The organism is Aeoliella straminimaris, assembly GCF_024054565.1.
Taxonomy (GTDB): domain Bacteria; phylum Planctomycetota; class Planctomycetia; order Pirellulales; family Lacipirellulaceae; genus Aeoliella; species Aeoliella straminimaris.
The window spans coordinates 181,121-203,256 of sequence record NZ_JAMXLR010000095.1 but is presented as its reverse complement, the minus strand read 5'-3'; the positions used below and the strand labels follow the sequence as shown (position 1 = coordinate 203,256).

Sequence of the window (22,136 nt, the reverse complement as noted above, 5' to 3'; positions counted from 1 at the left end):
TCTTCCGGCGTGGCCCGAATCAGGGTGCGACGGGTTTTGACACTCCTAGTGGCTCGGCGATAATGGCGGGACTACTCACTACCCTCTGTCCTGCTTGTGGCCCTACGCATGTCCGTACTCAAACTGAAACCCGCCGACCAATGTGAAATCGATCTGCTCTCGCTAGGTGCCCTGGTGCACCGACTCGACCCGGGAACCATTCCGTTCCGCAGGGCGCGGAGCTTCGAGATTCACGTATCCGGTGGCGAGTACAACGTGGCCGCCAACCTGGCCAGTTGTTTCGGTCAGCGGACCGCCATTGCCACGGCCATGGTGAACTACGGCATTGGCGAATTGGTACAGGCCCGTGTGCGAGAGATGGGCGTGCGACCGTTCTACAAGCCATTCGAGCACGACGGTGTGCGTGGTCCGAATATCGCCACGGTTTATAGCGATCGCGGACTGGGTGTCCGTCCGCCGGTGGTGCAATACAACCGTGCAAACGAAGCTGCCGCCATGTTGAAACCGGGCGATATCGACTGGCAGAGCATTCTGGCCCACGGCGTTCGCTGGTTCCACTCGGGTGGCATCTACGCCGCACTCGGCGAACACACCTCGGACCTGATCCTCGAAGGCATGCAGGCGGCCAAGGCAGCCGGCGCCGTGACGTCGTTCGACTTGAACTTCCGCGGCAAACTGTGGGCCACGCTTCCCGGTGGCAAGAAGAAGGGCATCGCCATGAATCGCGACATCGTCAAGAACGTTGACGTGCTGATTGGCAACGAGGAAGACCTGCAGAAGGGTCTGGGCTACGAAGGCCAGGACGTGGAGAAAGAGTCGGGACTCGATCCGGCTGCATTCTTCCACATGATCGAGCGGGTAAAAGCCGACTTCCCCAACATCAAGGTAGTCGCCACCACACTTCGTGAAGTGCACTCCACCAATCGCCACGGCTGGTCAGCCGTGCTGTGGTACGACGGCCATCGCTATCCCAAACGCGTAGCCGATTACCCCAAGGAAGGTCCCGATCGACCGAAGTTGATCGACAAGACCGACATGGGCACCATGCACCTCGACGTGGTCGACCGCATCGGCGGTGGCGACGGATTTGCCTCGGGCCTGATCTACGGCCTGCTGAACGAACGCCACCCGGAAGACTGCATCCGCCTGGGCTGGGCTCACGGCGCGCTGCTCACCACGTTCACGGGCGACGTCTCCATGGCCTCGCTGAAGGAAGTGGAAGCCCTGGCCCTCGGCGGCTCGGCGCGGGTACAGCGTTAAAGAAGCCTGGAAGCGATTGGCTTTTGGGTTGTAGCCTCTTGTGGCGTAACTAGCAGCAAAGGAGCAAGCATCCGACGTGCAGCTCGCTGTCGCTAGCAGCTATGGCCACCTCACGGCTTTTCAATGTTGACCCGCTGGTCCAGCTCGTCTAATCTCCTCGCGCGCCGGCCCTGTTGTGCCGGCTCCACTCTCACAGGAGGCGACGAGCATGCGTTTGGCAATTGCGTTGGCACTGGTTTCGACGGGCCTGTTTTCCCTGACATCCGAGGCCGACGAACCGGCCATCCTGCCGGCGCCGGCGGTGGAAGTTCTCAGCACGTCGGCACCGACGCCCGAAGTGCTGCCGAGCCCCGTCGCCAAACAGTTCGTGATCAAGTGCGAACTCTACGCTCAAGACGCCAAGTCCGAAACGAAGCTCGTGTCGGCACCGCACATCGTGGTGACCGACGGCCAGGAAGGTCACATTGCCACTGAGGCCGAGCGCCCCTTTGTCACTGCGGTCCGGCCCGGAGAAAGCGGCGAGGTGAAGCCTGTGGTCACGCGTATTCGCGAAGGCACGACCGGCAAAGTAACCGTCCAGACACTGGATGACGAACATGCCCATGTGGACGTTTCGTTCAGCGTGTCGAACGTGGCTCGCACCGACGTACTGGAAGGCTCACCCGAGGGTGGGCCGGCTACGCAGGCCCCCATGCTGAAGACCAGCGCCTGGCGAGTGGTTCGCACCTTGGAATTGGGCGAGACCATCGAGATTCGCGATACGAAATCGGGCGAAGAAGCTGGCCGGTTGGTGGCCAAGCTTACGGTCGATTCGATTGGCGCCGACGAAGCAGCCATCACACCGATTGGCGCTACCGAGCCCGGCGCGGCAGAAGTCATAGCCCAGGAGGTGTTCACCGAGGTTTACGTCGTTGACGACCTGCTGGAAGACTACGCCAAAGAGTTGCCCACCGAGAAACTGCAGCATACCGACTTCGTGCTGGTGATGGACTTAATTCTGCAAGAAGCAGTGGTCGAGTGGACCGATGAAACAGCCATGCGCTGCTATCCCGAAAAGCGTGCCCTCGTCATCTCCCAGACCCGCGAGGGGCACCGGGAAATCAAGAGCGCGTTGCAGGACAAACGCAACCACGTGGCCGCGGCGAAAGCACTGCTACGAAGGTAGCGAGCTCAATCCGTTATTTCAGGCCCTCATACGGCGGAAGCGTTCGGACGCTTTTCTCGATGCGCTCGATCATGTCCTGGAACCGCGGGTCGTTCATGCCACCAAACTGGTTGATGAACTGCATGGTGGTCATGCCTTCGGGCAGCGTGCTGACGTCGGGCAGGTAGTCCTTGGCTGTAAACTTGCTGGCCAGCGTTTCGAGTTTCACTCGGCCGTCCGACAGTTCGCTGGCCAAATGCATGCCCGCCTTGTCGGCAGCCAGATCGGCAAAGCTGAAGCCGGTACCACCGTTCGAGTCGAGCATCTCCTTGGCCATGCTCAGCGTTTCGGCCGATTCGCGACCTTGCAATCCCACCAGCATGGCGGCCACAGTAAAGTGCCGCGCCAGATCGTGCCGCCCCTGGGCGGTGGGCTTGCCGATGTAACCGCTGCGAATCGAGCGTTCGGCCGGTGTTTCGATACGGGCCAGCGCCGGCGCGATGGCTGGCAACTTGTTGAGCTGTTCGGGGTCGCCCACGGCGATGCCAACCGACATCAGAAACACCTTTGTCCTCAGATTCTCCGGTGCCTTGGCCGACTCTTGCGCGGCCAGGCGGACGAGTTGCTCGAACAGCTGATCGCCCTCGAACCGGTGCGGTCCAGGGCTCGCAGAATCGGCTGTAGGCAGTCGCTGATTGGTGCGGGCGGCCTGTGTCATCTTGGAAATCACATCCCGCACGGCATCGCTCAGGGGATCACCTCGGCGCTGGCGGCCAATCTGGTGACGGAGGATTCCCGCGGCCGGATCTTCCGGCCTGGCGTAACCCAGCACCTCGTAGATTTCGTGGAAGCGATCGCGCGTGGCCGGGGCCACCTGGTCGAAGCGACTCACTCGTCGGCGGCGAATCTCCTCCCCCAACATGGAGATCAACAGCGTGTTGACCGGGTCGAACTGCACCACGAACTCCTTGCGACGCGCATCGCTGTTGCCCAACACCGGGCGCATCACGCTATCGGGCTCGGGGCTGTGGGCCGCACCAAGGTAGTGCCCCAGTTCGTGTACCAGTAGTTCCAGCTTGCCCTTTTCGCTGGCGTGCCGCGACCATTCGCGGAGCAGGATATGCGGCCGCAGCGCCCCCCGCGTGCCACCCATGTGGGTGCGACCTTGCGAAACCTCGAACTGGCTGCAGAAACCGATGGCCAGTTGCGCGGGGAAGGGATCGACGTTCTGTTCAAACTCTTTCAGTGTGGCGTGGAAGTCGGTCACGCTGTTGTCGGTGGTCCAGGTATCAACGGCGACCACTTCCAATTTGACCATCGCGTGGCGATGCAGAATCTGGGAAGCTTGTTCCACGCGTTTGCGAAGCTTGCCTTCCCACATCGCTCGACTGGTGGTCTCGTCGTCGTCGACCAGAATCTTCACGGTAATCGTTGCCGGGGGGGTGGTGGCCGCGGCTCCCGGCAGCCCGGCGACAAAGCTGGATGATTCGCCCAGTCCGATCTGCTCCAGGTCGAGCGTGCCGTCGTCGCGGGCGCCGAGAAAGTAGACGGAGCCTGGCACCAGGTTGTATTGCACTACTTCGCGCCCCGAGTGGAAAGCGATGCTCGCTCCGCTATCGGCAAAGATGGGACGCGACTGCCTGGGCATCAACTTCACTTTCCACGGCTGCGAGCCGGGCAGGGTTATTTCGACCGGCACTCGCCGATCGGTGCGATTGGCCACCACCATCACGTCGGCCAGGCAGGGGGCTGCTGCCAGCAGTAGCCAACAACCCACGGCGGGAATCCAGCCACCTCTAAACCACATGCTCTTGCTCCACCAGGTCCAACAATTCCTGCATGGCGTACAGATCTTTTTCGCGCCCCGAGCGGGCGAAAATCGCCGTCAGGTTCACCAATAGGCGGGCAATCCAACTACGGTGACTCGCGGGCGCCAGCAACTGCGGATCGGGAGCGACCTGCTTGCCCGTGGTCTGCGCAATGCGGTCGAAGGCCTCGGGCAGCGTCAGCAAAGTACCGCCATAGAAGGGATCGACGAACATCAGCGACCGCTGATTGGCTTCCTCGGTTTCCACTGCTACGAGAAAATGCCCGGGCGAGTTCACGCCATGCACGGTGAGTCCCAATTCGGCGGCGACGTACTTGTAGACAATAGCCAGCGTGATTGGGATACCACGCCGGGTGGCCAACACCACCGGCAGATAGCTGTTCGACGGGTCGTAATAGTCTTCTTGATTGCCACCAAACTCCAACAAGTCGAACATCACGTCATGCAGGTGAGCGAGTACCGCATCGGGCGACTCGCTCAGTGCGCGGCTGCGCACTGCCTCGACCATGGCGTCGAGCGACTTAAGCGCCAGCGTGGACTCCGACTCCCCCGCCTCGTGAGCGGCGATGGCGCAGGCCGCTCGCACCAATCCTCGCCGGGTACTCAACAGCGGTAGCTCGCGACGCAATGCATCGTAGGCCGAAGGGCGGCAATAAGCGGGGGAAGTCATGCGGCGGGGCAGGGCAGGGGAGGACGCGTGCTCCCCTCCAGCTTAGTCGTTTCTGCCGACTCTGCCCACCGGTTAATTCCTCTGCTACCGCAATGGTGGGTGTCCCAGGCCGCGGCAGCAAACGGACAGTTGGCCGGAGTGAAGCATCTCGTGCGCCGCGCCGTACAAAAGATACTGTCCCAGATTCGGGGCAGTCGCCATGGGACTGGCCGGATCCATCGCGGGAACCGGAACTGCCAGTTCCTCGTCGGTCACTTCGTCCAAAACCCGCTGCAGGTTTTCGCGTCGCTCGTCCAGGTAAGCCCGCACCTCTTCGATGGGGGGATAAGCGAGCAAAGACGAGTGGCACTCGGTGCCAATCCAGAACAGCTCCTCATAGCCGGCTGGTACGAGGTGGGTCGACTCGCGAAACCGCGTCGCAAAGCGGTTATCGGCGATCGCCAAATGCCCCATGATCCACAGCGCGTGGTTGGATGTGGGCGTGGGGCGGTAGACCCAGTGCTCGGGCTGGACAAGCTGGGTAAGCTGCTTGAGCGTGTACTGGCGGGCTGTGCCCAGCAGATGGCGGGCGTGCAACTTGAAATCCATAGCGGGCTCCCGGGATAGCGACGGTGGGTTCGACCAGATTGTACCCCTAGGAGCCACGAACGTTGAGCTTGGTTCGCGGCCACAACCGGTCCGCGCGTTACCGGTTGCCGAACGACAAGTGGTTCGCTCGCTCTTCGTCCTCCTCCGCCAGATTCGCTTTCCCCGCCAGACGATACGCTTCGGCCCGCCAACGGTAGATTTCCGGATCGTGCGGCTCCATCGACTTGGCGTCCGACAGTTTGCGGATGGCCCCATTGAAGTCGCCCTGCTTCATCAAGGCGTAGCCCCAATGGGCGTAGGCTTCGGCCACGGCGCCGGCCTCGCAAACCCGTTTCAAACTCGATAGGCCCGCCTGGTACTCGCCTCGACGGACGAGCACGCAACCTTGCACCAGCAGGGCTTCGCTATCGTCGGCATCCAGTTCAAGCGCCTGCAGGGCGTCGGCCAGGGCTTCGGTAAATCTCTCCTGGCCATAGTTGGCCAGTGCCCGCGACGAGTAGGCCTCGGCATCGTCGGGGTCGCTGGCGATGGCCTTGGTGAACGACCGGACGGCCGCCTCGAGGTCGCCGGCCTGGTATTCGGCCGTGCCGCGGGAGAAAGGATCGTGGGCAATCGCTGGCTGCAACACCAGTCGAGGAGCACGGTGCCCACGTCTTGCGCGCTGCCGGAGCGGCGGTTGGGCTTGGTGAGGGAGGAAGTCGGCCGGGCTTTGACGGAAGAATCGAGCCAGCACTTCGTACAGTCGGGCGTGCTGATCGCGAAGTTCATGCGGCTGATCGAAAAAGCACTCGCTGGCCACAGCAAAAAACTCCGCCCGGTTGGTCGCTCCGTAGTGGCTCAGGAGGGTCGACTCTCCCCGTTCGGCTTGCCCCACCAGTTGCAGGTAGTCGAGTTCGGTCACGCGGTACCAATCGCGCTCGAGCTGCAGATCGGTCATCGGCGGGGTGCCCGACATGTCGCCATCCAAGCCATCCAGATGGTGCGTAAACTCGTGAATTACGACGTTCACCCGCCACCCCTGCTCGTCGCGAGGACGAACGATGCTGTCCCACGCCAGCACAATCGGCCCGCGGCGCCACGCTTCTCCCAGGCGGGGGCTCTCGTCGTGCGTGCCAAAGATCGGATCGGTGCCCCACATCCGTGTCTGCTTCGCGGTGGCAAAAAACGGGTGCGGGTACAGGACAATTTCGGGAACGCGGGGGAAATAGTAGGGCTCGTCGAGCCCCAAGGTCATCAGCGCCGCCATGCCAGCCACCGTTACCCGCATTTCGTCGGTGACCTCGAAACCACTGCCTCCCGACCAGTACCGCTCGGCCACCACGTGCCGAACAACGTCCTCCAGTCGTTCCCGCTGACTGCCCTTGAGATGCTGGTACTGCCAAATGTGCTGGTGCAGATACTCCCGCCACGGACGAGGAGTCGTGCGTTGGACGTTGGCCGACCGGTCCTCCAGCCCCAACCATTTGGAAATCGAACGAAACATGGCATCACTCAACGGGTGCGAAAGCAGCGATCCAACCGCGGCGTGCCCAACGGACCTCGCCTGGTGAATCATACTAGCTTACGCGATGGCCGTCGTCGTTGGCCACGTTGCTGGCAACTGTGGGGGGGGCACCCTTACCAGGTGACTTCCACCATGTTCTGGATGCGTCCCTCGCCGGCGATGTGGCGAATCGTCTCTTGTGCCATTTGCTTCTCGAAGAAGGTCTGCACGCTGCCTTGCAACCGAACCTGACCATTCTCGCCCGGCTCAACGCGTACCTTGCCGGGAGCGATGTAGGGACTCGAGTTCAAAGCATCGGCAATGCGGTCGATCAGCTGGGGCACTTCGTTTACGGTTGCGAGCATGTTGGCGTGGCTCCAAAATGAGATGGCGGTGGGAGGGCGCCCCTCGAGTGAGGGCTTACAAGTATTAGCCATCGGATACAGTTTGCTCGAATTTGAGCAGAGAATTTCTAACGGCTGGAGAAGCCCGGCAAGCCGGCCGGCCCATGCGGCCTGTACGGGTTACGCAGGGCCAAAAGCCTATTTAGAGTTCCGCGTACAGGAAGTTTCGAATCCGTTGGCGAGTGCCATCGTCCACGGCGCCCGTGACCTTGGTACGCAGCCGTCCCGACTTCGAACGAGCCGCGCGAATCACCACTCGGCTCTCCGGAGCGAGGTCCCGTTCGAGGAATTCGGCCACTCGGGCGGTGCGGGAGGCCGGCAGCCCCCGCATCGATTCCACCCCCCGGCTGCTGACCACGATTTTGATGGGCCAGTTGGAGCGTCTGGAAGTCCAGATTCCGTACACGATCAGGACTCCCAGCAACACGTACAGGAGCATGGCGGGGTGAATGAGCATCGCCCCCAGTCTAAGCAGACCGGGGGCGAGTTGCTACCAATACTCCCATCAATCCTAAGCCACGCACGTGGCGGGAATCTTACGGCTCAACCTCGCCGTCCGGCAATTCGTAACGGACAGTAAACAAGTACTGCACGTCGTTCTCTGTCACCCCCTCAAAACGGACCTTTGCCCTCTGCTCACCGGTGCTCTGCACTTCGACATCGGGCTCGGTGGAGAGCACTTCGGCTCCCGGCGGGGTGAGAATCTCGATGGAGTAGGGTCGGGCCTTGCCAGCGTGTCGAATTCCATCGGTGTAGGACCAAACACCGTCTTCCAACTTCGCCGCGTGGGGATTATCGACCACCTGGGTGTACCGCACCGCACCGTCGACGAAGGCCTCGTCGGTCAGGACCACTTCGTGTCGGCTTTGGGTTTCGGTGGGCGTCGTCTTCACGGGCAGTTCCATCCCCGTGGCGTCCAGCACCTTCAGAGTGCATTCTTTGGGCGTATACATCGTGAAACTCGAGGGTCGGTAGTAGCTGCTGTACTGGCGGACGCACTCAGTCCTCGACTCGGCGCTGCCATCCGCATGCAGAGTAACTTGGCTGCGAGTCGTAAGTTCTCCCCCACCGAGGTTCCAGGACTGGGAAGTCCAGGTGGAAACCGCCATCGCCACGATCACGCAGCCGGCAATCCACAACCGACGCTCCAGCCGCGACGCACCGCGGGTCGGCTCGTACTTGGTATAGGGCTCAACCGGATGTTCGACGCCGGTCGCCTGCTGCAGGCGGGAGATCTCCAGTCGCAGGAGCTTCATTTCTTTCAGCACATCCAGCTTCATGCGGCTGATGGCGTACCACAATTTCATCAGCACGGTCGTCTCGTACAGCACGAGAATACCCACCGCACAACCGATTAACGTCTTCATGTCGTAACTGCGGGCGAAAAAGTTAACGGCCGCCACACCCAGCACGACACAAATCAACGCGTAGAACCAATACACACGCTCTACGGTGCGGGCATGTCCCGAATACTCGCTCGAAGCTACTTCCCGGAGAGATTCTTCGCGCTCGCCGCGGAGGCGGGCGTTCTCTTCCAAGGCTTTTCGCAGTGTTTCATCATGTTCGCTCATCGCTCACCTCACCAAGATAACGACGCAATCGGCGTCGGGCGTAATGGAGTCTCGATTTCACTGTCCCGGGCGGGATGCTGAGAATTTCAGCGATCTCAGCGATGCTAAAGTTGTCCTCATAGTAAAAGGACAGGATTGCTCGGTCGCTTCCCGGCAACGCGGCCAGGGCCTGAGTCAGGTCCTCGTGCTGGTTCCCTGCAGAGATTTCTGCCGAGTTGGACTCGGCTCTAGCCGAACCGTAGACTTCGTCGGCGCGACGACGGCTCATCCGGCAACGGATCCAATCGCGCGCCTTGTTGTTGGTGATGCGATACGCCCAGGCGGGAAATGCGGCGGGATCTTCGAGCCGGCCAATACTGCGGCTGATGACAATCCAGGCTTCCTGCAGAACATCCCAGGCAGCCTGCTCGTCGTCGGTGACCCGCCAGGCAAAACGCCAAAGCCGGTCCTGCCACCGCTCAACCAGTTCGGTGATCGCCCGCTGCGATCCCTCCTGAGCGCGAATCACCAGCAGTTCGTCGTTGATTCGTTCTCGAGCGTTCATCCACAGAGAGGTCGTAAGAGACCACCCAGCGGTTCAATAGAAATCGGTGAATCTCCAGGATAAGCGCAAGAGGCTCCAGCCCCCAGCGCTGCAGCGAATGCATACATCTGGGTCTAATTGGAGCGAATGTCGATCGAGCAGCGCGCCGGCTCAGGGAGCGGCAAAGCTAGAGCGTTCTCAGAGTTGGTGTGCCGAACGTACGTTCTATCCGGCCAGCCACGAGGGCAGTTCGCCAGCCTTCGGCAAGCACACCGACTGGGCCGTGGTGATGTGGGGCAGCGCTTTGACGGCGTCCATGGCCTCGGGCGAGGGCTCGCCGTCGAGGTTCAGCACGCCCACGGCTTCGCCGCCGGGGTTAGTCCGGCCCACCGCCATCTGGGCGATGTTCACGCCATGCTCGCCAAACGTCGTGCCCACGGCGCCAATCACACCAGGCAAATCCTGGTGATGGAAGATGAGCATCGAACCATCGAGGTACGCCTCGAGGCGATGTTCGTCGACCGACACCAAGCGGGGCATCTCTTTGCCGAACAAAGTGCCGCTAAACCGCTTGGTGGTGCCACCCGCGGAGAGTTCCACCGCCATGGACGAGCGGAACGCGCCCATGTCGGAGTTCGACTCTTCCACGAGTTCGATGCCGCGTGAATGGAGCATCATTTCGGCGTTCACCAAATTCACCGGTTCGTCCAATGCTCCTTCCAGCAATCCGGCGGCGAACGCCGAGGTGAGCAGCTTGGTATCCTCGTGGACAATCTCACCACGATACAGCAGGTGACAGGCCGACAGCCCACTGGGCTGTGCGCAGGCGGACAAGCGGCCCAGGCGATAAGCCACGTCCAGGTAACCGCGCAGCGACTCGAGCGTCTTGGGATCGAGCGCCGCAACGTTCACCGCGTGGCGAATGGCGCCCGTGGTCAGGAAGGCCGTGAGCAGTTCGACCGCTTCGGTGGCCACCGAAGTTTGGGCTTCCTCGGTGCTGGCCCCCAGGTGAGGCGTGCAAACCACTCCGGGCATGCCGAACAGTGGGTTGTCGGTGCAGGGCTCGTCGGGATAGACGTCGAGCGCCACGCCAGCCAGCTTGCCCGACTTCAGCCCTTCGACCAGGGCGAGTTCGTTGTAGATGCCGCCTCGAGCACAGTTGATCAGCCGCGCACCGGGCTTGATGATTTCAAGCTGCGCCATGTCGATCAGATTGCGAGTCTCATCGGTCAGCGGTGTGTGCACCGTCATGTAGTCTATCTGCGGCAACATCTCGTCGACGGTCTTTACCAACTCGATGCCGAGCTTTTGAGCCCGCTCTTCGGTCATGAAGGGGTCGTACCCCAGCACCCGCATTTCGAGTCCCAATGCCCGTTCGGCCACAGCCAGGCCGATGCGTCCAAGGCCAATGACGCCCAGCGTCTTGCCAGCCACCTGGGTGCCCATGAACTTGCCGCGGTCCCAGCGGCCCTCGATCAGGCTCTGGTAAGCGGGGGCGACGTTCCGGCTGAGCGCCAGCATCAGGGCGATGCTGTGCTCGGCCGTGCTGAGCGTGTTGCCGGCCGGGGTGTTCATTACCACGATACCCGCCTTGGTAGCGGCCGGCTTGTCGATGTTGTCGGTCCCGACGCCGGCGCGGACAATGGCCTTGAGCCGGCGGTTGCCTTCGAGCGCATCGGCGGTGATTTTTACGCCGCTACGGCAGATAGCCCCGTCGAAGCGGGTGAGCGTCTCGCGGAGTTCGTCGCCGGCCAGCCCGGTGATCACTTCGTAGTCGATCCCAGGAGCCGCCTCGAGCATGTCGAGCCCTTCCTGAGCCAGTTTGTCGAGTACAATTACACTTGCCATCGGTAGAACAGTTTGGTGTTAGGCGTTAGAGATTGGTAATTTCAGCGAGGTCGATCGCCATCGGCAGAGTTCCGCTCGACCAGAATTTAGTGGCGTCCCACAAAATCGACCATGAAATCGCGGAGCGCCTCGACGCCGGCCATGGGCATGGCGTTGTAGATCGACGCGCGGATGCCACCGACCGAGCGATGCCCCTTCAGGTCGGTGAGGCGTTGTTCCTTGGCCGCCGCCAGGAACTTGGCGGTCAGTTCATCGTCGGGCAGACGGAACGTGACGTTCATCAGCGAGCGAACTTCCGGCTTGGCGTGCCCTTGATAGAAATCGGGATTGTCGTCCAGCACCTTGTACAACAGAGCCGCCTTCTGCTTGTTCAGCTCGTGCATCTTTTCCAGCCCACCGATCTCGTCTTTCAACCAGTCGGTAACCAGCTTCAACATGTAGATGGCGAACGTCGGCGGTGTGTTCCACATCGAGTCGTTCTCGGCGTGGACCTTGTAGTTCAGGTACCCCGGTAGATCGTCGCTGGATAGCTCGAGCAGATCCTTGCGCATAACCACAACGGTCAGCCCCGCCGGTCCAGCATTCTTCTGCGCACACGCGTAAATCATGCCGTATTTGGAAACGTCGAGCGGCCTATGCATGAAGTCGCTCGAGGCGTCGCACACCAGCGGCACCGAGCCGGTATTGGGCTCGGCGGCGAACTGCACGCCCTGAATGGTCTCATTCGACGTGAAGTGCACATAACCGGCGTCGGAATTCAGATCGAGGTCGCCATCGGCAGGCAGTCGATCGTAATTGGTGCTGCCACCATCCCAGGCGATGCAGATATCGCCTTCTTTGGCAGCTTCCTTGGCGGCATTCTTGCCCCAGCTACCGGTGAGGATGTAGTCGGCCGAGTTGGCATGCTCGCCCAGCAGATTCATCGGCACCATCGAGAATTGCAGGCGACTGCCGCCTTGCAGAAATAGCACGGCGTAGTCGTCCGAAATGGACAGCAGTTCACGCAGGTTGGCCTCGGCCGCCTGAGCGATTTCGACAAATGCAGGACTGCGATGGCTGATTTCAAGAACACTGGCACCAACGCCAGGCAACGAGAGCAGTTCGGCCTGCGCTTTTTCGAGGACACTCAGGGGGAGCGTAGCGGGACCGGCGGAAAAATTGTAGGTTCGAGTGGTCATCTTGGTGGTAGGGTTATGATGACGAGTGGAAAACGCAACGCGGCTGCACATTGTAACGCGGCTTTCGACCACCAGTTAGGGGCCGCCAACCTCGCACGACCGCATTCTGATACCGAAATCACGCAAAAATGCCCGCAGAAGACAGTACATGGTCCGACCAAGCCCGTGAGCTGATCTCTGCGCTAGTCCGCCGCGGTGCTCTGGGAGGCCAGACGCTGGTCATTGGCTTGGCTGCGTTCACTGGACTGCTGGCCGGTTACGGTGCCGTTGGGTTCACTCTGATCATCCACTACGTCACCACCTGGACTTACGGCGGCGCCGTTGATCGGATGGTCGAATATCCGTGGTGGGGAATTGGAGTACTGGTGAGCCCCGCCCTAGGCATTCTGGTCGTCGCCGCTGTCTGTCGCCGCTGGGCTCCTGCCGCCCAAAGCCACGGCGTACCCGAGGTGATCTGTGCCGTGGCCCGTCACGACGGGATCATTGCGCCGCGGGTGGGCATCGTGAAAGTACTGGCTAGCGGGCTGACCATCGGCACTGGCGGGGCCGTCGGACGCGAAGGACCAATTGTCCAGATCGGCGCGACGCTCGGTAGTTTCTTCGGCCAACGCTTCAAGCTTTCGGCCAAGAACATGAAGCTATTGGTGGCCGCCGGGGCCGGGGCCGGCATCAGCGCCACGTTTCACGCCCCACTGGCCGGAGTGATGTTCGCCAGCGAGATCATTCTGGGCAGTTTTGCCGTGGAGTCGCTCACGCCCATCGTCATCGCCTGTGTCATGGCCGACATCGTGCAGCAACACGTGGGCGAACACCGCTTCGAGCCGGCATTTCAAGATCTGGATTACAACTTCCACGGCGCCTGGCAGCAGTTGCCTTCGTTCCTGTTGCTGGGGCTCATTGCCGGTCTCGTGGCTGTGCTGTTCATCCGTGTGCTGTACGCTACCGAGGACATCACCCGCGAGCGTCTGCCAGTCTGGTGGCAACGGGCCATCGTGATCGGTCTGCTCATCGGGTTTTTCGGCATGCTGTACCCGAATGTACCCCCCAACGTTTCGGCGGATCGCGCCGCCGAGATGCAGTCAGGCGACCAGCCGTTGCCTCCGCTGATGGGTGTAGGCTACGGCGTGGTGGATCACGCCTTGCACCTGCAGGCCCAAGGCAGCAGGGAAGGCAATCTTCCTCCGGATACGCCCAAGTACAAAGACGACAAACAAGTCGAGGTCAACACCGCCGCCATGCTCCGCGAACTATGGTGGCTATTGCCGCTGGTGTTCCTCAAACCGCTAATGACCAGCCTGACGCTCGGCGGCGGCGGCTCTGGCGGTGTGTTCGCTCCGTCGCTGTACATTGGGGCCACGCTCGGCGCGTGCGTGGGCATTGTGTCGCAGATGATCCTGCCCGATTTCACGGCCGCACCCGGCATGTACGCCATCGTCGGCATGGGGGCCGTCGTGGCCGGAACCACCCATGGCGTGCTTTCGGCCATTCTGATCGTGTACGAAATGACGGACCGTTACGAGATCATCTTACCCATCATGGCGGCCGCCGGTCTGTCGAGCGTCGTGGCCCGCGTGATCGAGCCCGAGAGCATCTACTACAAAAAGCTCAGCCGCCGCGGCGACAAAATCTCGCGTGGGCACGACCTGCATCACCTCGACCACATCATGGTCCGCGATGTGATGATCCGCCAGTTCCCGGTGCTGCAGCACTCCGACACGGTGCTGGAGATCGTCCGCGTAGCCCGCGAAAACCCCGAGATCGAGAGCCTGCCAGTCAAGGATAGCGAGGGGAAGCTGATTGGCATTATCCGCGCCGAGGACCTGCACCGCGTGCTGGACAGCGACATCTCGCCGTTGCTGGTCAACGCCGAGGACATTGCGCTCCGCACCGCACTGTCGGTCTCGCCCACGGAGAACCTGATCGAAGCACTCGGCGATTTCGGCAGTCGCGATGTAGAGACGCTGCCCGTCGAAGTAGGCAAAGGCGCCAACCGCCGCCTGGTGGGCCTGCTACTGCGTAGCGACGTGATGGCCCGCTATCGCCAGGAAATGCTCAGCGGGCATTGAGGGCTGTGGGCTCTAGGCTCTAGGCTGTTCGCCGTTGGCTGGTACGCGGTGCTTTTTCTGCTGAATTCCGCTGCTTTCAGTGGTACAATTGGCAATCAAACCACACACAATGGTCCAGAGCCCTCAAACATGGCAACCAGACTTCCACTCAGCGACATGACAGTAGAGGAGAAGCTTCAAGAAATGGAAGCGCTTTGGAAGGATTTATCGGAGCGTGACTACGCTTCGCCCAATTGGCATGCCGATGTCCTGCAAGCGAGAAGTGCAGAGGTCAACTCAGGGCAAGCGAAGTTTGTCGACTGGGAGCTCGCCAAAAAGCAAATCCGAGACGCAGTTCGATGAAGATCGAATTGCTTCAGCAAGCCAAGATTGATCTGTGGGAAGCACACGACTTTTATGAACTGCAGAGCGCAGGACTCGGTGATCGTTTCCTAGATTCACTTTTTGCGGACATCGACAGCCTCGGCGACACTGCAGGCATCCACGAGACTGCCTACGGATTCCATCGCAGTTTGGCCCGCATTTTCCCCTTTGCTATCTATTACTTGGTTGAGGATTCAACTGTTCGAGTCTACGCGGTGCTCGATTGCAGAATCGACCCAATGAAAACTCGTCGGAGACTCTAGATAGGACGTGCTTGCGAGTTTTTCACGGCCCCAATTACCCCCTACCGAACAACTCGGTCCAGTGCTTGCCGTACCGGCCGACTCCCACCGTTTTGTGGCCGCCCAGCATGTTCTTGTGGTGGCCCGGGCTGTGGAACCAGCCCAGATTCACATCGGGCCCCGTGGCGTACCCGGCGGCGATGTTCTCGCCCGACGCCTTAGCGCCGAAGTTGGCTGCCCGATCGACGAACGACTTCTTGCCAGGCAAGGGCGATTCGTGCGAGAAGAAGTCGTGCTCTTTCATATCGTGCGAGTGATCGCGAGCCGCGGCCGTGAGCTTCAGGTCGACCAGCAGCGGATCCAGCCCCAACAGCACGCGTGTCAGATTGAGCGAGAGAACGCACTTGGCTTCTTCAGGGTCGAGCTTGCTGGCCAGGCGCTCGTTGGCGGCCAGGATGGCGCGGTGCTCGGCGGCCATCGGCAGGGCCAGACGCACCGCGATCTCTTCTTCCTGCACCAGGTATTCATCGAATGTCAGGGCCCCACCCTTGTCGTCGTCATCCGCTCCCTTGGAGGGTACTTTGGCCAGGTAGCCTTGGGCCACTTCCCACAGCTTTCCGGCGGGCACCAATTGCTGGCGGCGTTCCACCAGCTTGCGATTGGTGTCCAGCACTTCGGCACGGTTCACCAGGGCAATCGCCGCCAGCCGTTTCATGGCCGGGTCGCCTACTTTTTTGATTTGGTCTTTCGACAGGTTGGGATCCTGGCGCAGCGCGTTCACTTCTTGCTGCAACCGCATGATTTCGGCCTTGTCGGCCTCGGCAAACTTCCGCTCCGCAGCCCCCGAAGCGGCGCGGAAAAAGTCTTCGCGATACTTTGTTACCGCCGGCGTCATCTGGGCTTCGATCAAGCCACAAATGTCCTCCACGGCCAGCGGACTGGTTTGCATCGCCTGGGCCAGCACCTGCGCCTGGGCGTCTGCATCGCGACGGGCACGGCGAAAATGGGCTACCAACTTCCGGGCGACACGCCGTTGGCTGGGAGTAACACGCGACTCGGTCGCCCCTTGCGAGTCAGCAGCCAGCGTCGGTTGAGAATCTACAGCTAGAAAGCCTGCCAGCAGCAGGCACACAAAATGGGCGCGCATTTCTTGCTCCAAGTGTTCCGTCCCCCCGGTTTGCCTCCAGTTACACCTTATCACCGCGATGGCCGTCATTCCACTGCAGTGCACCGCGATCAGCGCGAGAATAGCCTCATTTCTTCCCCTAATCCGCCAGTCTGCCAGTGACTTCACTGCATCTAGTTGACACCCGCGGCACGGGCAGCCAACTTAGAGGATAGCCGTAGACCCAAAGCGTCGCGGCCTATCGTACGATTCCACCCTTCATGGGAGCCATACCATGGTCACTCGCTTGTTCGCGTCACTGATTGCCCTGATGATCGTAGCCGGTTGCAGTTGGGCGCAGGAACCTGGATCCGCCAAGGTTCCCCCCAACACCTCGACCGCGGACAACGAAGCCCAGGCTGGCGAAACCGATGGCACCGACGCCGCAGAACTTTTTTCAGGCGTCGACGAAGAGCCGACTCCCGAAGAAGAACCCGCTGAAGATGCCGCCACGGCCGACATCGAAGGTGCAGGAGAAGAGGGGGCTGGGGAGGGCCCGGCCATGACCGCCGAACGCCCCGCCGCAGCCGATGAACGAGCCACTGCCGAGGCCCGGAAGGTGTTCGAGCTAACACAACGCATCGCCGCGTTGGAAACCGAGTTGGACGAACTGAAGCAGACCTTGTACTCCACCCAGCGGACATTGGCTCGCCTGCAAGACTCCGGCGAACTCAGCCGCCGCGCATTGGGCGCGATGGTCGAAGACGCCGACTTGCGTGGTACGATGGGCGAACTGCTGCAGGGCAAGATTCGCTTGAACAATACCACCGATCAGGACGTCATCATGTACATCAACGGCACCGCCTGGACCGTGGTGCCCGGCAAGTCTTTCGTTCACGCTCCGGTAGGCACCGTATCGTTCTTGTACGATCCCGCTGGCAAGCCCGAGTTCAAGGGCATTCAAGAGTGGATGGAGAACGAGATCACCGGTCAGTTTGAGTTGGAGTACGAAGTTCGCACCCCTGGCGCCACGGCTACCGAACGTAGCGTGGTGCGGCAGCTTCCCTAGCGGTTGCGATGACCGTGGGACGCTGCTGTCCCGACACCTGCTCTCGCACGGCCTGTTGCCACTGATGCTGGAGTTGCGACAGCGACCGAATGCCATAGTGTGCGGCCAGCGCCGTGTCGATGTTGTCGGTTGAATCAGCCACAAACTGAATGAATTTCGTCCGACCGCCACGCTCTACCAAGTAGTCCGTCAGGCTCACGGCGGCCGCGTATTGCCACTGTTGGCGAATCTCGCCTACCAGCAATCGATCGAGGTGTGGCCAGCTATCCATGGTTACAAAGCCTGCCAGTTTCTGCTGGCGGATGATTTTCCTCCGCTGATTGTCGTATCGGCTGGCGATTCCTTCGTTCGCCCAGATGGGCATCGAATCGCCAAAGCGCGAGGCGAGTACTACGTGGGCCAATTCGTGTTCCAGCAGATGGCCGGTGATCGCTTCCTGGCTGCCAACCAACCACACCAGGTGTCCTCCCTCGGGCGCGTCAACCAGCGTGCGTGCGAACGACCGTTCCTCGTCGATCTCGAGATAGATGGTCGTGGTGGCGCGGGGAAGGGTGGTGCGGGTGGCTGGGAGCGTCCGTCCCAGCCACGCCGCACCAATACGCAAATGAAGAGTTTCGGCTCGCTGGACTACCGTGTCCGCCAGACGTTGATTTGGTGCCAGTACAGTGAAATGTGTCGACGAGGCAATACTTGCCGCGGGAGCCGACGCTGCACCGCTCCAAAAAAATACAAGGGCAATGATACCCACCGCTCGTTGCGATCCGTGCAACATAAATCCTGAACCTCCTTGTTCAGCTTCGGTGCCAACCTTCCTTGGCTGCCACCAACGTTGGAGCGATTATGCGTGCTAGCGTGACCGTTCTCCAATAGGGGTTTTGGAAAAAGGAATAAAAACTATAGCGCCTTAACTTAATCACCCGAAATGGGTTATTCGCGTTATTCAAATCTCGAATCGCACCTTCCCGCTCGCTCGCCTCGCCGGTCGCACGGCAGGGAATTGCTCAATCCCCGGGAGTTAGCCGCCATATGTGTCGAACCCGTTAGCGCGGCAAATAATTTTCTCGCCGTACCACCTACTCCCGATCACTGCCAAGATGGTCTAAAATCACACTGTTCTGGCGGCTCCAATTTTCCTTCGACTCCTGACCCCTGACCTGTGCCATGTCCGACGTATTCAATGCCCGTAGCTCTTTCGACACTGGAAATGGCACCGCCGACTTCTACCGCTTATCGGCGTTGGAAGACGCGGGGCTCACCACAGTGGCCAACCTGCCGTACTCGATCCGCGTACTGCTGGAAAGCGTGCTGCGTAATTGCGACGACTACGTCGTCTCGCAGGACGACGTGAAGGCCGTCGCCAATTGGGCGCAAACCAAGGGGACCGCTGGCGAGGAAGTTCCCTTCAAGCCGGCCCGCGTCGTGCTGCAGGACTTCACCGGGGTGCCGGCCGTAGTGGACCTGGCCGCCATGCGATCAGCCATGCAGCGACTCGGTGGCGATCCAAACAAAATCAATCCGCTGGTGCCCGCCGACTTGGTGATCGACCACTCGGTGCAGGTCGATCAATACCTGGGCGAAGAGTCGCTCGACTTCAACATCGACATGGAGTTCAGCCGCAACCGCGAGCGGTACGAGTTCCTCCGTTGGGGCCAAAAGGCCTTCGACAGTTTCCGTGTCGTGCCGCCCGGTACCGGCATCGTGCACCAGGTGAATCTTGAATACCTGGCCAAATGCGTATTCGTCCGCGACGGGGTGGCCTACCCCGACTCGCTGGTCGGCACCGACAGCCACACCACGATGATCGATGGCCTGGGAGTTGTTGGCTGGGGCGTCGGTGGCATCGAGGCCGAAGGCGTCATGCTTGGCCAACCCATCTACATGCTCATGCCCGAGGTAGTGGGTATGAAACTCACCGGCAAGCTGCCGGCCGGTGCCACGGCGACCGACCTGGTGCTGATGGTCACGGAGATGCTGCGGAAGGAAAAAGTGGTTGGCAAGTTCGTCGAATTCTTTGGCGATGGCGTCAGCACCATGTCGCTGGCCGACCGCGCGACGATCGCCAATATGAGTCCCGAATACGGGGCCACCATGGGCTTCTTCCCCATCGACGATCGCACGCTCGAATACCTCCGCCTGACGGGTCGCACCGACGACGAGGTGACCTTGGTCGAGCGGTACACCAAGGAAAACTCGCTGTTCCGCACCGACGAGGCTGCCATCCCCACGTTCACCAAGACGGTGGAACTCGACCTGGCGAACGTGGTCCCGTCGCTGGCTGGTCCCAAGCGTCCGCAGGACCGCATTTCGCTGACGAACATGAAGTCGCAGTGGATTACCGACCTCGAAGAGGTGTATGAGAAGAGTGCCAACGATCGCTCGCCCGCCGGCCGCTGGGAAGGCGAAGGAGGGGGCGTGCCCGATCCTGCCGGCGCCGCCACGGCCGAGACCGCTGTGGCCGATCCCGGCAACGAGGGAGTCACGGTCGAGAACGAAGGCTGCACCTTCCATCTGAAGCACGGCAGTGTCGTGATCGCGGCCATCACCAGTTGCACCAACACCAGCAATCCCAGCGTGATGCTGGCGGCCGGCCTGGTGGCCAAAAAAGCCGCCGAACGGGGACTGGCGGCCAAACCCTGGGTGAAAACCAGCATCGCCCCGGGCAGCCGTGTCGTGACCGACTACTACGAGAAGTCGAAGCTCGACGCCGAGCTCGCCAACATCGGCTTTTACACCGTGGGCTACGGCTGCACGACTTGCATCGGAAATAGTGGTCCTTTGCCCGCACCAATCAGCGAAGCCATTCGCGAGCACGATCTGGTGGTCTCAGGCGTGCTGTCCGGCAACCGCAACTTCGAGGGTCGCATCAATCCTGATGTGAAAGCCAACTACCTGGCCAGCCCGCCTCTGGTAGTGGTGTACGCCTTGGCTGGCACTACGAACATCGACCTGGAGAACGAACCACTCGGCGAAGACACCGACGGCAATCCGGTGTTCATGCGGGACATCTGGCCCACCCAGGAAGAGGTACAGGCCGTGGTGTCGAATTGCGTCCGCCCCGAGATGTTCCGCAGCCAATACGACAACGTGTGGAACAAGAACGAGAAGTGGAACGCCATCGCAACCAGCGAAGGTGGCATCTACGACTGGAACGAAGACAGCACCTACATTCAGGAGCCACCGTTCCTGGTCGATCTCAGTCCCGAGGTCTCGCCCATCAAGCCTCTGGCGGGCGCACGCTGTCTGGCCCTGCTGGGCGATTCGGTTACCACCGATCATATTTCCCCAGCCGGAGCCATCGCCAAGGACAGCCCCGCTGGCAAGTTCCTGCAGGAACAGGGCGTAGAACCCGTCGACTTCAACAGTTACGGCAGTCGTCGCGGTAACGACCGGGTGATGACTCGCGGAACACTGGCCAATATCCGCATCCGCAATCAACTGGCCCCCGGCACCGAGGGCGGTATCACGCGTTACCTGCCTTCCAACGACGTAATGCCGATCTACGACGCCTCGATGAAGTACCAGGCCGATGGCACGCCGCTGGTGATCCTGGCTGGCAGCGAATACGGCACCGGCAGTTCCCGCGACTGGGCCGCCAAGGGCACTTTCCTGTTGGGTGTTCGCGCCGTGCTGGCCGCCAGCTACGAGCGGATTCACCGCTCGAACCTGGTAATGATGGGCGTGCTGCCGCTGGAATTCGAGGTCGACACCACTTGGCAATCGCTCGGCCTGACTGGCGAGGAGACTTTCGACATTCCCGATTTGGGCGAAGACCTCAAGCCCGCTCAGACGATTAAGGTCACCGCTACGGACGCCTCGGGCAACGCCAAGGAGTTCTCCATGAAGGTTCGCATCGACACACCGGTCGAACTCGACTACTATCGGCACGGCGGCATTCTTCAGTTCGTATTGCGGAAGCTGCTGGCGGACTAAGGACTTCGGTGGCGAACGTCTGGTGGCAAGGGACTTTTGTCGCCTGTGGCCACTCGCCGCCAGCCACTTGCCACTACCATTTGTGCGTCCCCCTCGACGAACTCTGAACATCCATGGCCGAACCTCGCTCGTACAGTTTCGTCCAGTGGTGCTTCTACTATGTCAATCAGTTCATCGTCCGCGTCATCTGGTGGGCCAAGGTGCCAGACAAGCTGCCGCTGCCCGACGAACAAGGGGCCGTGCTGATCTGCAACCACCGCAGCAGCGTTGATCCTTGTGTCATTCAGGTGGTGTCTCGGCGTCGACTCGTGCACTGGCTGGTCGCTCAACTCTACAAGCCCGGCACGATGATCGCCCGCATGCTCGACGTGTTCGAGGTGATCTCGGTCCGCAAGGATGGCAACGATGTCTCGCCGCTCCGCGCGGCCATCCGCCGTGCCCAAGCGGGCGACCTGGTAGGCATGTTCCCCGAGGGAACCATCAACACCACCGACGACTTCATGCTGCCGGTCCGCCCGGGAGCAATCGTCGTCGCCCTCAGGGCCAAAGTGCCGGTGCTGCCCTGTTACCTGGAAGGCACCCCGTACCACAAATATCCCTGGATGCCGGTGTTCATGCCGTCGCGAGTCAAGCTGGTGATCGGCGAGCCCATCGACCTCAGCGAACACTACGGCCAAGACCGCAACAACGATCTGATTGCCCGGTTGACAGTCGATTGCGTTAAAGCCATTGCGAAACTCGCCGGCCGCGAAGACTTCGAACCGACGATCGCCGGAAAAGGCTGGAAAACCTGGCAGTAATGCCGAACCTTTGTGGGGCTTTTGCGTCCGAGTTTTGACGCTAAAATGATACCAGCCAAGAGGT

20 protein-coding genes are annotated in these 22,136 nt (G+C 61.0%); 8 read left to right on the top strand and 12 right to left on the bottom strand.

Going from position 1 to position 22,136, the window contains the following annotated elements:
• The first annotated feature begins 108 nt into the window (after positions 1 to 108).
• Complete coding sequence (locus tag NG895_RS29860) at positions 109 to 1,260, top strand: sugar kinase (protein WP_252856232.1); 1,152 nt, start codon at positions 109 to 111, stop codon at positions 1,258 to 1,260.
• A gap of 208 nt (positions 1,261 to 1,468) precedes the next feature.
• Positions 1,469 to 2,425, top strand: coding sequence for a type II and III secretion system protein (locus NG895_RS29855; RefSeq protein WP_252856231.1), 957 nt, complete (start codon positions 1,469 to 1,471; stop codon positions 2,423 to 2,425).
• A gap of 13 nt (positions 2,426 to 2,438) precedes the next feature.
• On the opposite strand, the gene NG895_RS29850 is transcribed toward NG895_RS29855, so the two are convergent.
• From NG895_RS29850 to serC, 10 genes are all read right to left on the bottom strand, one after another.
• Entirely contained in the window at positions 2,439 to 4,211 is a 1,773-nt protein-coding gene (locus NG895_RS29850) for a matrixin family metalloprotease (RefSeq protein WP_252856230.1), read from the bottom strand.
• Positions 4,201 to 4,902, bottom strand: a complete 702-nt coding sequence (locus tag NG895_RS29845; protein ID WP_252856229.1) for a transglutaminase-like domain-containing protein — start codon at positions 4,900 to 4,902, stop codon at positions 4,201 to 4,203. The genes NG895_RS29850 and NG895_RS29845 overlap by 11 nt, the downstream gene beginning before the upstream one ends.
• A gap of 84 nt (positions 4,903 to 4,986) precedes the next feature.
• Positions 4,987 to 5,490 carry a DinB family protein gene (locus tag NG895_RS29840; protein WP_252856228.1) on the bottom strand — a complete coding sequence of 168 codons (504 nt, stop codon included), beginning with the start codon at positions 5,488 to 5,490 and terminating at the stop codon, positions 4,987 to 4,989.
• Positions 5,491 to 5,587: 97 nt separating this feature from the next.
• Positions 5,588 to 6,973 (bottom strand): zinc-dependent peptidase, encoded by a 1,386-nt coding sequence (locus NG895_RS29835; RefSeq protein ID WP_252856227.1) that lies wholly within the window; start codon positions 6,971 to 6,973, stop codon positions 5,588 to 5,590.
• 134 nt (positions 6,974 to 7,107) lie between these two features.
• Positions 7,108 to 7,410, bottom strand: coding sequence for a BON domain-containing protein (locus NG895_RS29830; RefSeq protein ID WP_252856226.1), 303 nt, complete (start codon positions 7,408 to 7,410; stop codon positions 7,108 to 7,110).
• Between the two features lie 109 nt (positions 7,411 to 7,519).
• Complete coding sequence (locus NG895_RS29825; protein WP_252856225.1) at positions 7,520 to 7,834, bottom strand: hypothetical protein; 315 nt, start codon at positions 7,832 to 7,834, stop codon at positions 7,520 to 7,522.
• Between the two features lie 79 nt (positions 7,835 to 7,913).
• Positions 7,914 to 8,948: a DUF6768 family protein gene (locus NG895_RS29820; RefSeq protein ID WP_252856224.1), complete on the bottom strand. Its 1,035-nt coding sequence runs from the start codon at positions 8,946 to 8,948 to the stop codon at positions 7,914 to 7,916.
• Complete coding sequence (locus NG895_RS29815; protein ID WP_252856223.1) at positions 8,935 to 9,492, bottom strand: RNA polymerase sigma factor; 558 nt, start codon at positions 9,490 to 9,492, stop codon at positions 8,935 to 8,937. The genes NG895_RS29820 and NG895_RS29815 overlap by 14 nt, the downstream gene beginning before the upstream one ends.
• 204 nt (positions 9,493 to 9,696) lie before the next feature.
• Entirely contained in the window at positions 9,697 to 11,319 is a 1,623-nt protein-coding gene (gene serA, locus NG895_RS29810) for a phosphoglycerate dehydrogenase (RefSeq protein ID WP_252856222.1), read from the bottom strand.
• Positions 11,320 to 11,405: 86 nt separating this feature from the next.
• On the bottom strand, positions 11,406 to 12,497 hold the full coding sequence (gene serC / locus NG895_RS29805) for a 3-phosphoserine/phosphohydroxythreonine transaminase (protein ID WP_252856221.1): 1,092 nt from the start codon (positions 12,495 to 12,497) through the stop codon (positions 11,406 to 11,408).
• A 128-nt stretch (positions 12,498 to 12,625) separates the two neighbouring features.
• Between serC and NG895_RS29800 the strand changes: the two genes are divergently transcribed.
• The 3 genes from NG895_RS29800 (at position 12,626) to NG895_RS29790 (ending at position 15,189) form a co-directional block, all read left to right on the top strand.
• Positions 12,626 to 14,563: a chloride channel protein gene (locus NG895_RS29800; protein ID WP_252856220.1), complete on the top strand. Its 1,938-nt coding sequence runs from the start codon at positions 12,626 to 12,628 to the stop codon at positions 14,561 to 14,563.
• 129 nt (positions 14,564 to 14,692) lie between these two features.
• Positions 14,693 to 14,905, top strand: coding sequence for an addiction module protein (locus NG895_RS29795; RefSeq protein ID WP_252856219.1), 213 nt, complete (start codon positions 14,693 to 14,695; stop codon positions 14,903 to 14,905).
• Positions 14,902 to 15,189 carry a type II toxin-antitoxin system RelE/ParE family toxin gene (locus NG895_RS29790; protein ID WP_252856218.1) on the top strand — a complete coding sequence of 96 codons (288 nt, stop codon included), beginning with the start codon at positions 14,902 to 14,904 and terminating at the stop codon, positions 15,187 to 15,189. Before NG895_RS29795 ends, NG895_RS29790 begins: the two co-directional genes overlap by 4 nt.
• Positions 15,190 to 15,223: 34 nt before the next feature.
• Here the strand turns inward: NG895_RS29790 and NG895_RS29785 are convergent, their stop codons facing one another.
• Positions 15,224 to 16,315 (bottom strand): CAP domain-containing protein, encoded by a 1,092-nt coding sequence (locus NG895_RS29785; RefSeq protein ID WP_252856217.1) that lies wholly within the window; start codon positions 16,313 to 16,315, stop codon positions 15,224 to 15,226.
• 253 nt (positions 16,316 to 16,568) lie between these two features.
• On the opposite strand from NG895_RS29785, the gene NG895_RS29780 reads away from it, so the two are divergent.
• Complete coding sequence (locus NG895_RS29780; protein WP_252856216.1) at positions 16,569 to 17,342, top strand: hypothetical protein; 774 nt, start codon at positions 16,569 to 16,571, stop codon at positions 17,340 to 17,342.
• Here the strand turns inward: NG895_RS29780 and NG895_RS29775 are convergent.
• Entirely contained in the window at positions 17,308 to 17,946 is a 639-nt protein-coding gene (locus tag NG895_RS29775; RefSeq protein WP_252856215.1) for a gluzincin family metallopeptidase, read from the bottom strand. The genes NG895_RS29780 and NG895_RS29775 overlap by 35 nt on opposite strands.
• A gap of 557 nt (positions 17,947 to 18,503) precedes the next feature.
• Here NG895_RS29775 and acnA point away from each other — a divergent pair.
• Positions 18,504 to 21,272, top strand: coding sequence for an aconitate hydratase AcnA (gene acnA, locus NG895_RS29770; RefSeq protein ID WP_252856214.1), 2,769 nt, complete (start codon positions 18,504 to 18,506; stop codon positions 21,270 to 21,272).
• Between the two features lie 113 nt (positions 21,273 to 21,385).
• Positions 21,386 to 22,072, top strand: coding sequence for a lysophospholipid acyltransferase family protein (locus tag NG895_RS29765; RefSeq protein ID WP_252856213.1), 687 nt, complete (start codon positions 21,386 to 21,388; stop codon positions 22,070 to 22,072).
• Positions 22,073 to 22,136: the final 64 nt, after the last annotated feature.

Coding starts and splice junctions, on each gene's coding strand:
- NG895_RS29860 (WP_252856232.1), top strand. CDS start 109: ATGTCCGTACTCAAACTGAAACCCGCCGACCAATGTGAAATCGATCTG.
- NG895_RS29855 (WP_252856231.1), top strand. CDS start 1,469: ATGCGTTTGGCAATTGCGTTGGCACTGGTTTCGACGGGCCTGTTTTCC.
- NG895_RS29850 (WP_252856230.1), bottom strand. CDS start 4,211: ATGTGGTTTAGAGGTGGCTGGATTCCCGCCGTGGGTTGTTGGCTACTG.
- NG895_RS29845 (WP_252856229.1), bottom strand. CDS start 4,902: ATGACTTCCCCCGCTTATTGCCGCCCTTCGGCCTACGATGCATTGCGT.
- NG895_RS29840 (WP_252856228.1), bottom strand. CDS start 5,490: ATGGATTTCAAGTTGCACGCCCGCCATCTGCTGGGCACAGCCCGCCAG.
- NG895_RS29835 (WP_252856227.1), bottom strand. CDS start 6,973: ATGTTTCGTTCGATTTCCAAATGGTTGGGGCTGGAGGACCGGTCGGCC.
- NG895_RS29830 (WP_252856226.1), bottom strand. CDS start 7,410: ATGGCTAATACTTGTAAGCCCTCACTCGAGGGGCGCCCTCCCACCGCC.
- NG895_RS29825 (WP_252856225.1), bottom strand. CDS start 7,834: ATGCTCATTCACCCCGCCATGCTCCTGTACGTGTTGCTGGGAGTCCTG.
- NG895_RS29820 (WP_252856224.1), bottom strand. CDS start 8,948: ATGAGCGAACATGATGAAACACTGCGAAAAGCCTTGGAAGAGAACGCC.
- NG895_RS29815 (WP_252856223.1), bottom strand. CDS start 9,492: ATGAACGCTCGAGAACGAATCAACGACGAACTGCTGGTGATTCGCGCT.
- serA (WP_252856222.1), bottom strand. CDS start 11,319: ATGGCAAGTGTAATTGTACTCGACAAACTGGCTCAGGAAGGGCTCGAC.
- serC (WP_252856221.1), bottom strand. CDS start 12,497: ATGACCACTCGAACCTACAATTTTTCCGCCGGTCCCGCTACGCTCCCC.
- NG895_RS29800 (WP_252856220.1), top strand. CDS start 12,626: ATGCCCGCAGAAGACAGTACATGGTCCGACCAAGCCCGTGAGCTGATC.
- NG895_RS29795 (WP_252856219.1), top strand. CDS start 14,693: ATGGCAACCAGACTTCCACTCAGCGACATGACAGTAGAGGAGAAGCTT.
- NG895_RS29790 (WP_252856218.1), top strand. CDS start 14,902: ATGAAGATCGAATTGCTTCAGCAAGCCAAGATTGATCTGTGGGAAGCA.
- NG895_RS29785 (WP_252856217.1), bottom strand. CDS start 16,315: ATGCGCGCCCATTTTGTGTGCCTGCTGCTGGCAGGCTTTCTAGCTGTA.
- NG895_RS29780 (WP_252856216.1), top strand. CDS start 16,569: ATGGTCACTCGCTTGTTCGCGTCACTGATTGCCCTGATGATCGTAGCC.
- acnA (WP_252856214.1), top strand. CDS start 18,504: ATGTCCGACGTATTCAATGCCCGTAGCTCTTTCGACACTGGAAATGGC.
- NG895_RS29765 (WP_252856213.1), top strand. CDS start 21,386: ATGGCCGAACCTCGCTCGTACAGTTTCGTCCAGTGGTGCTTCTACTAT.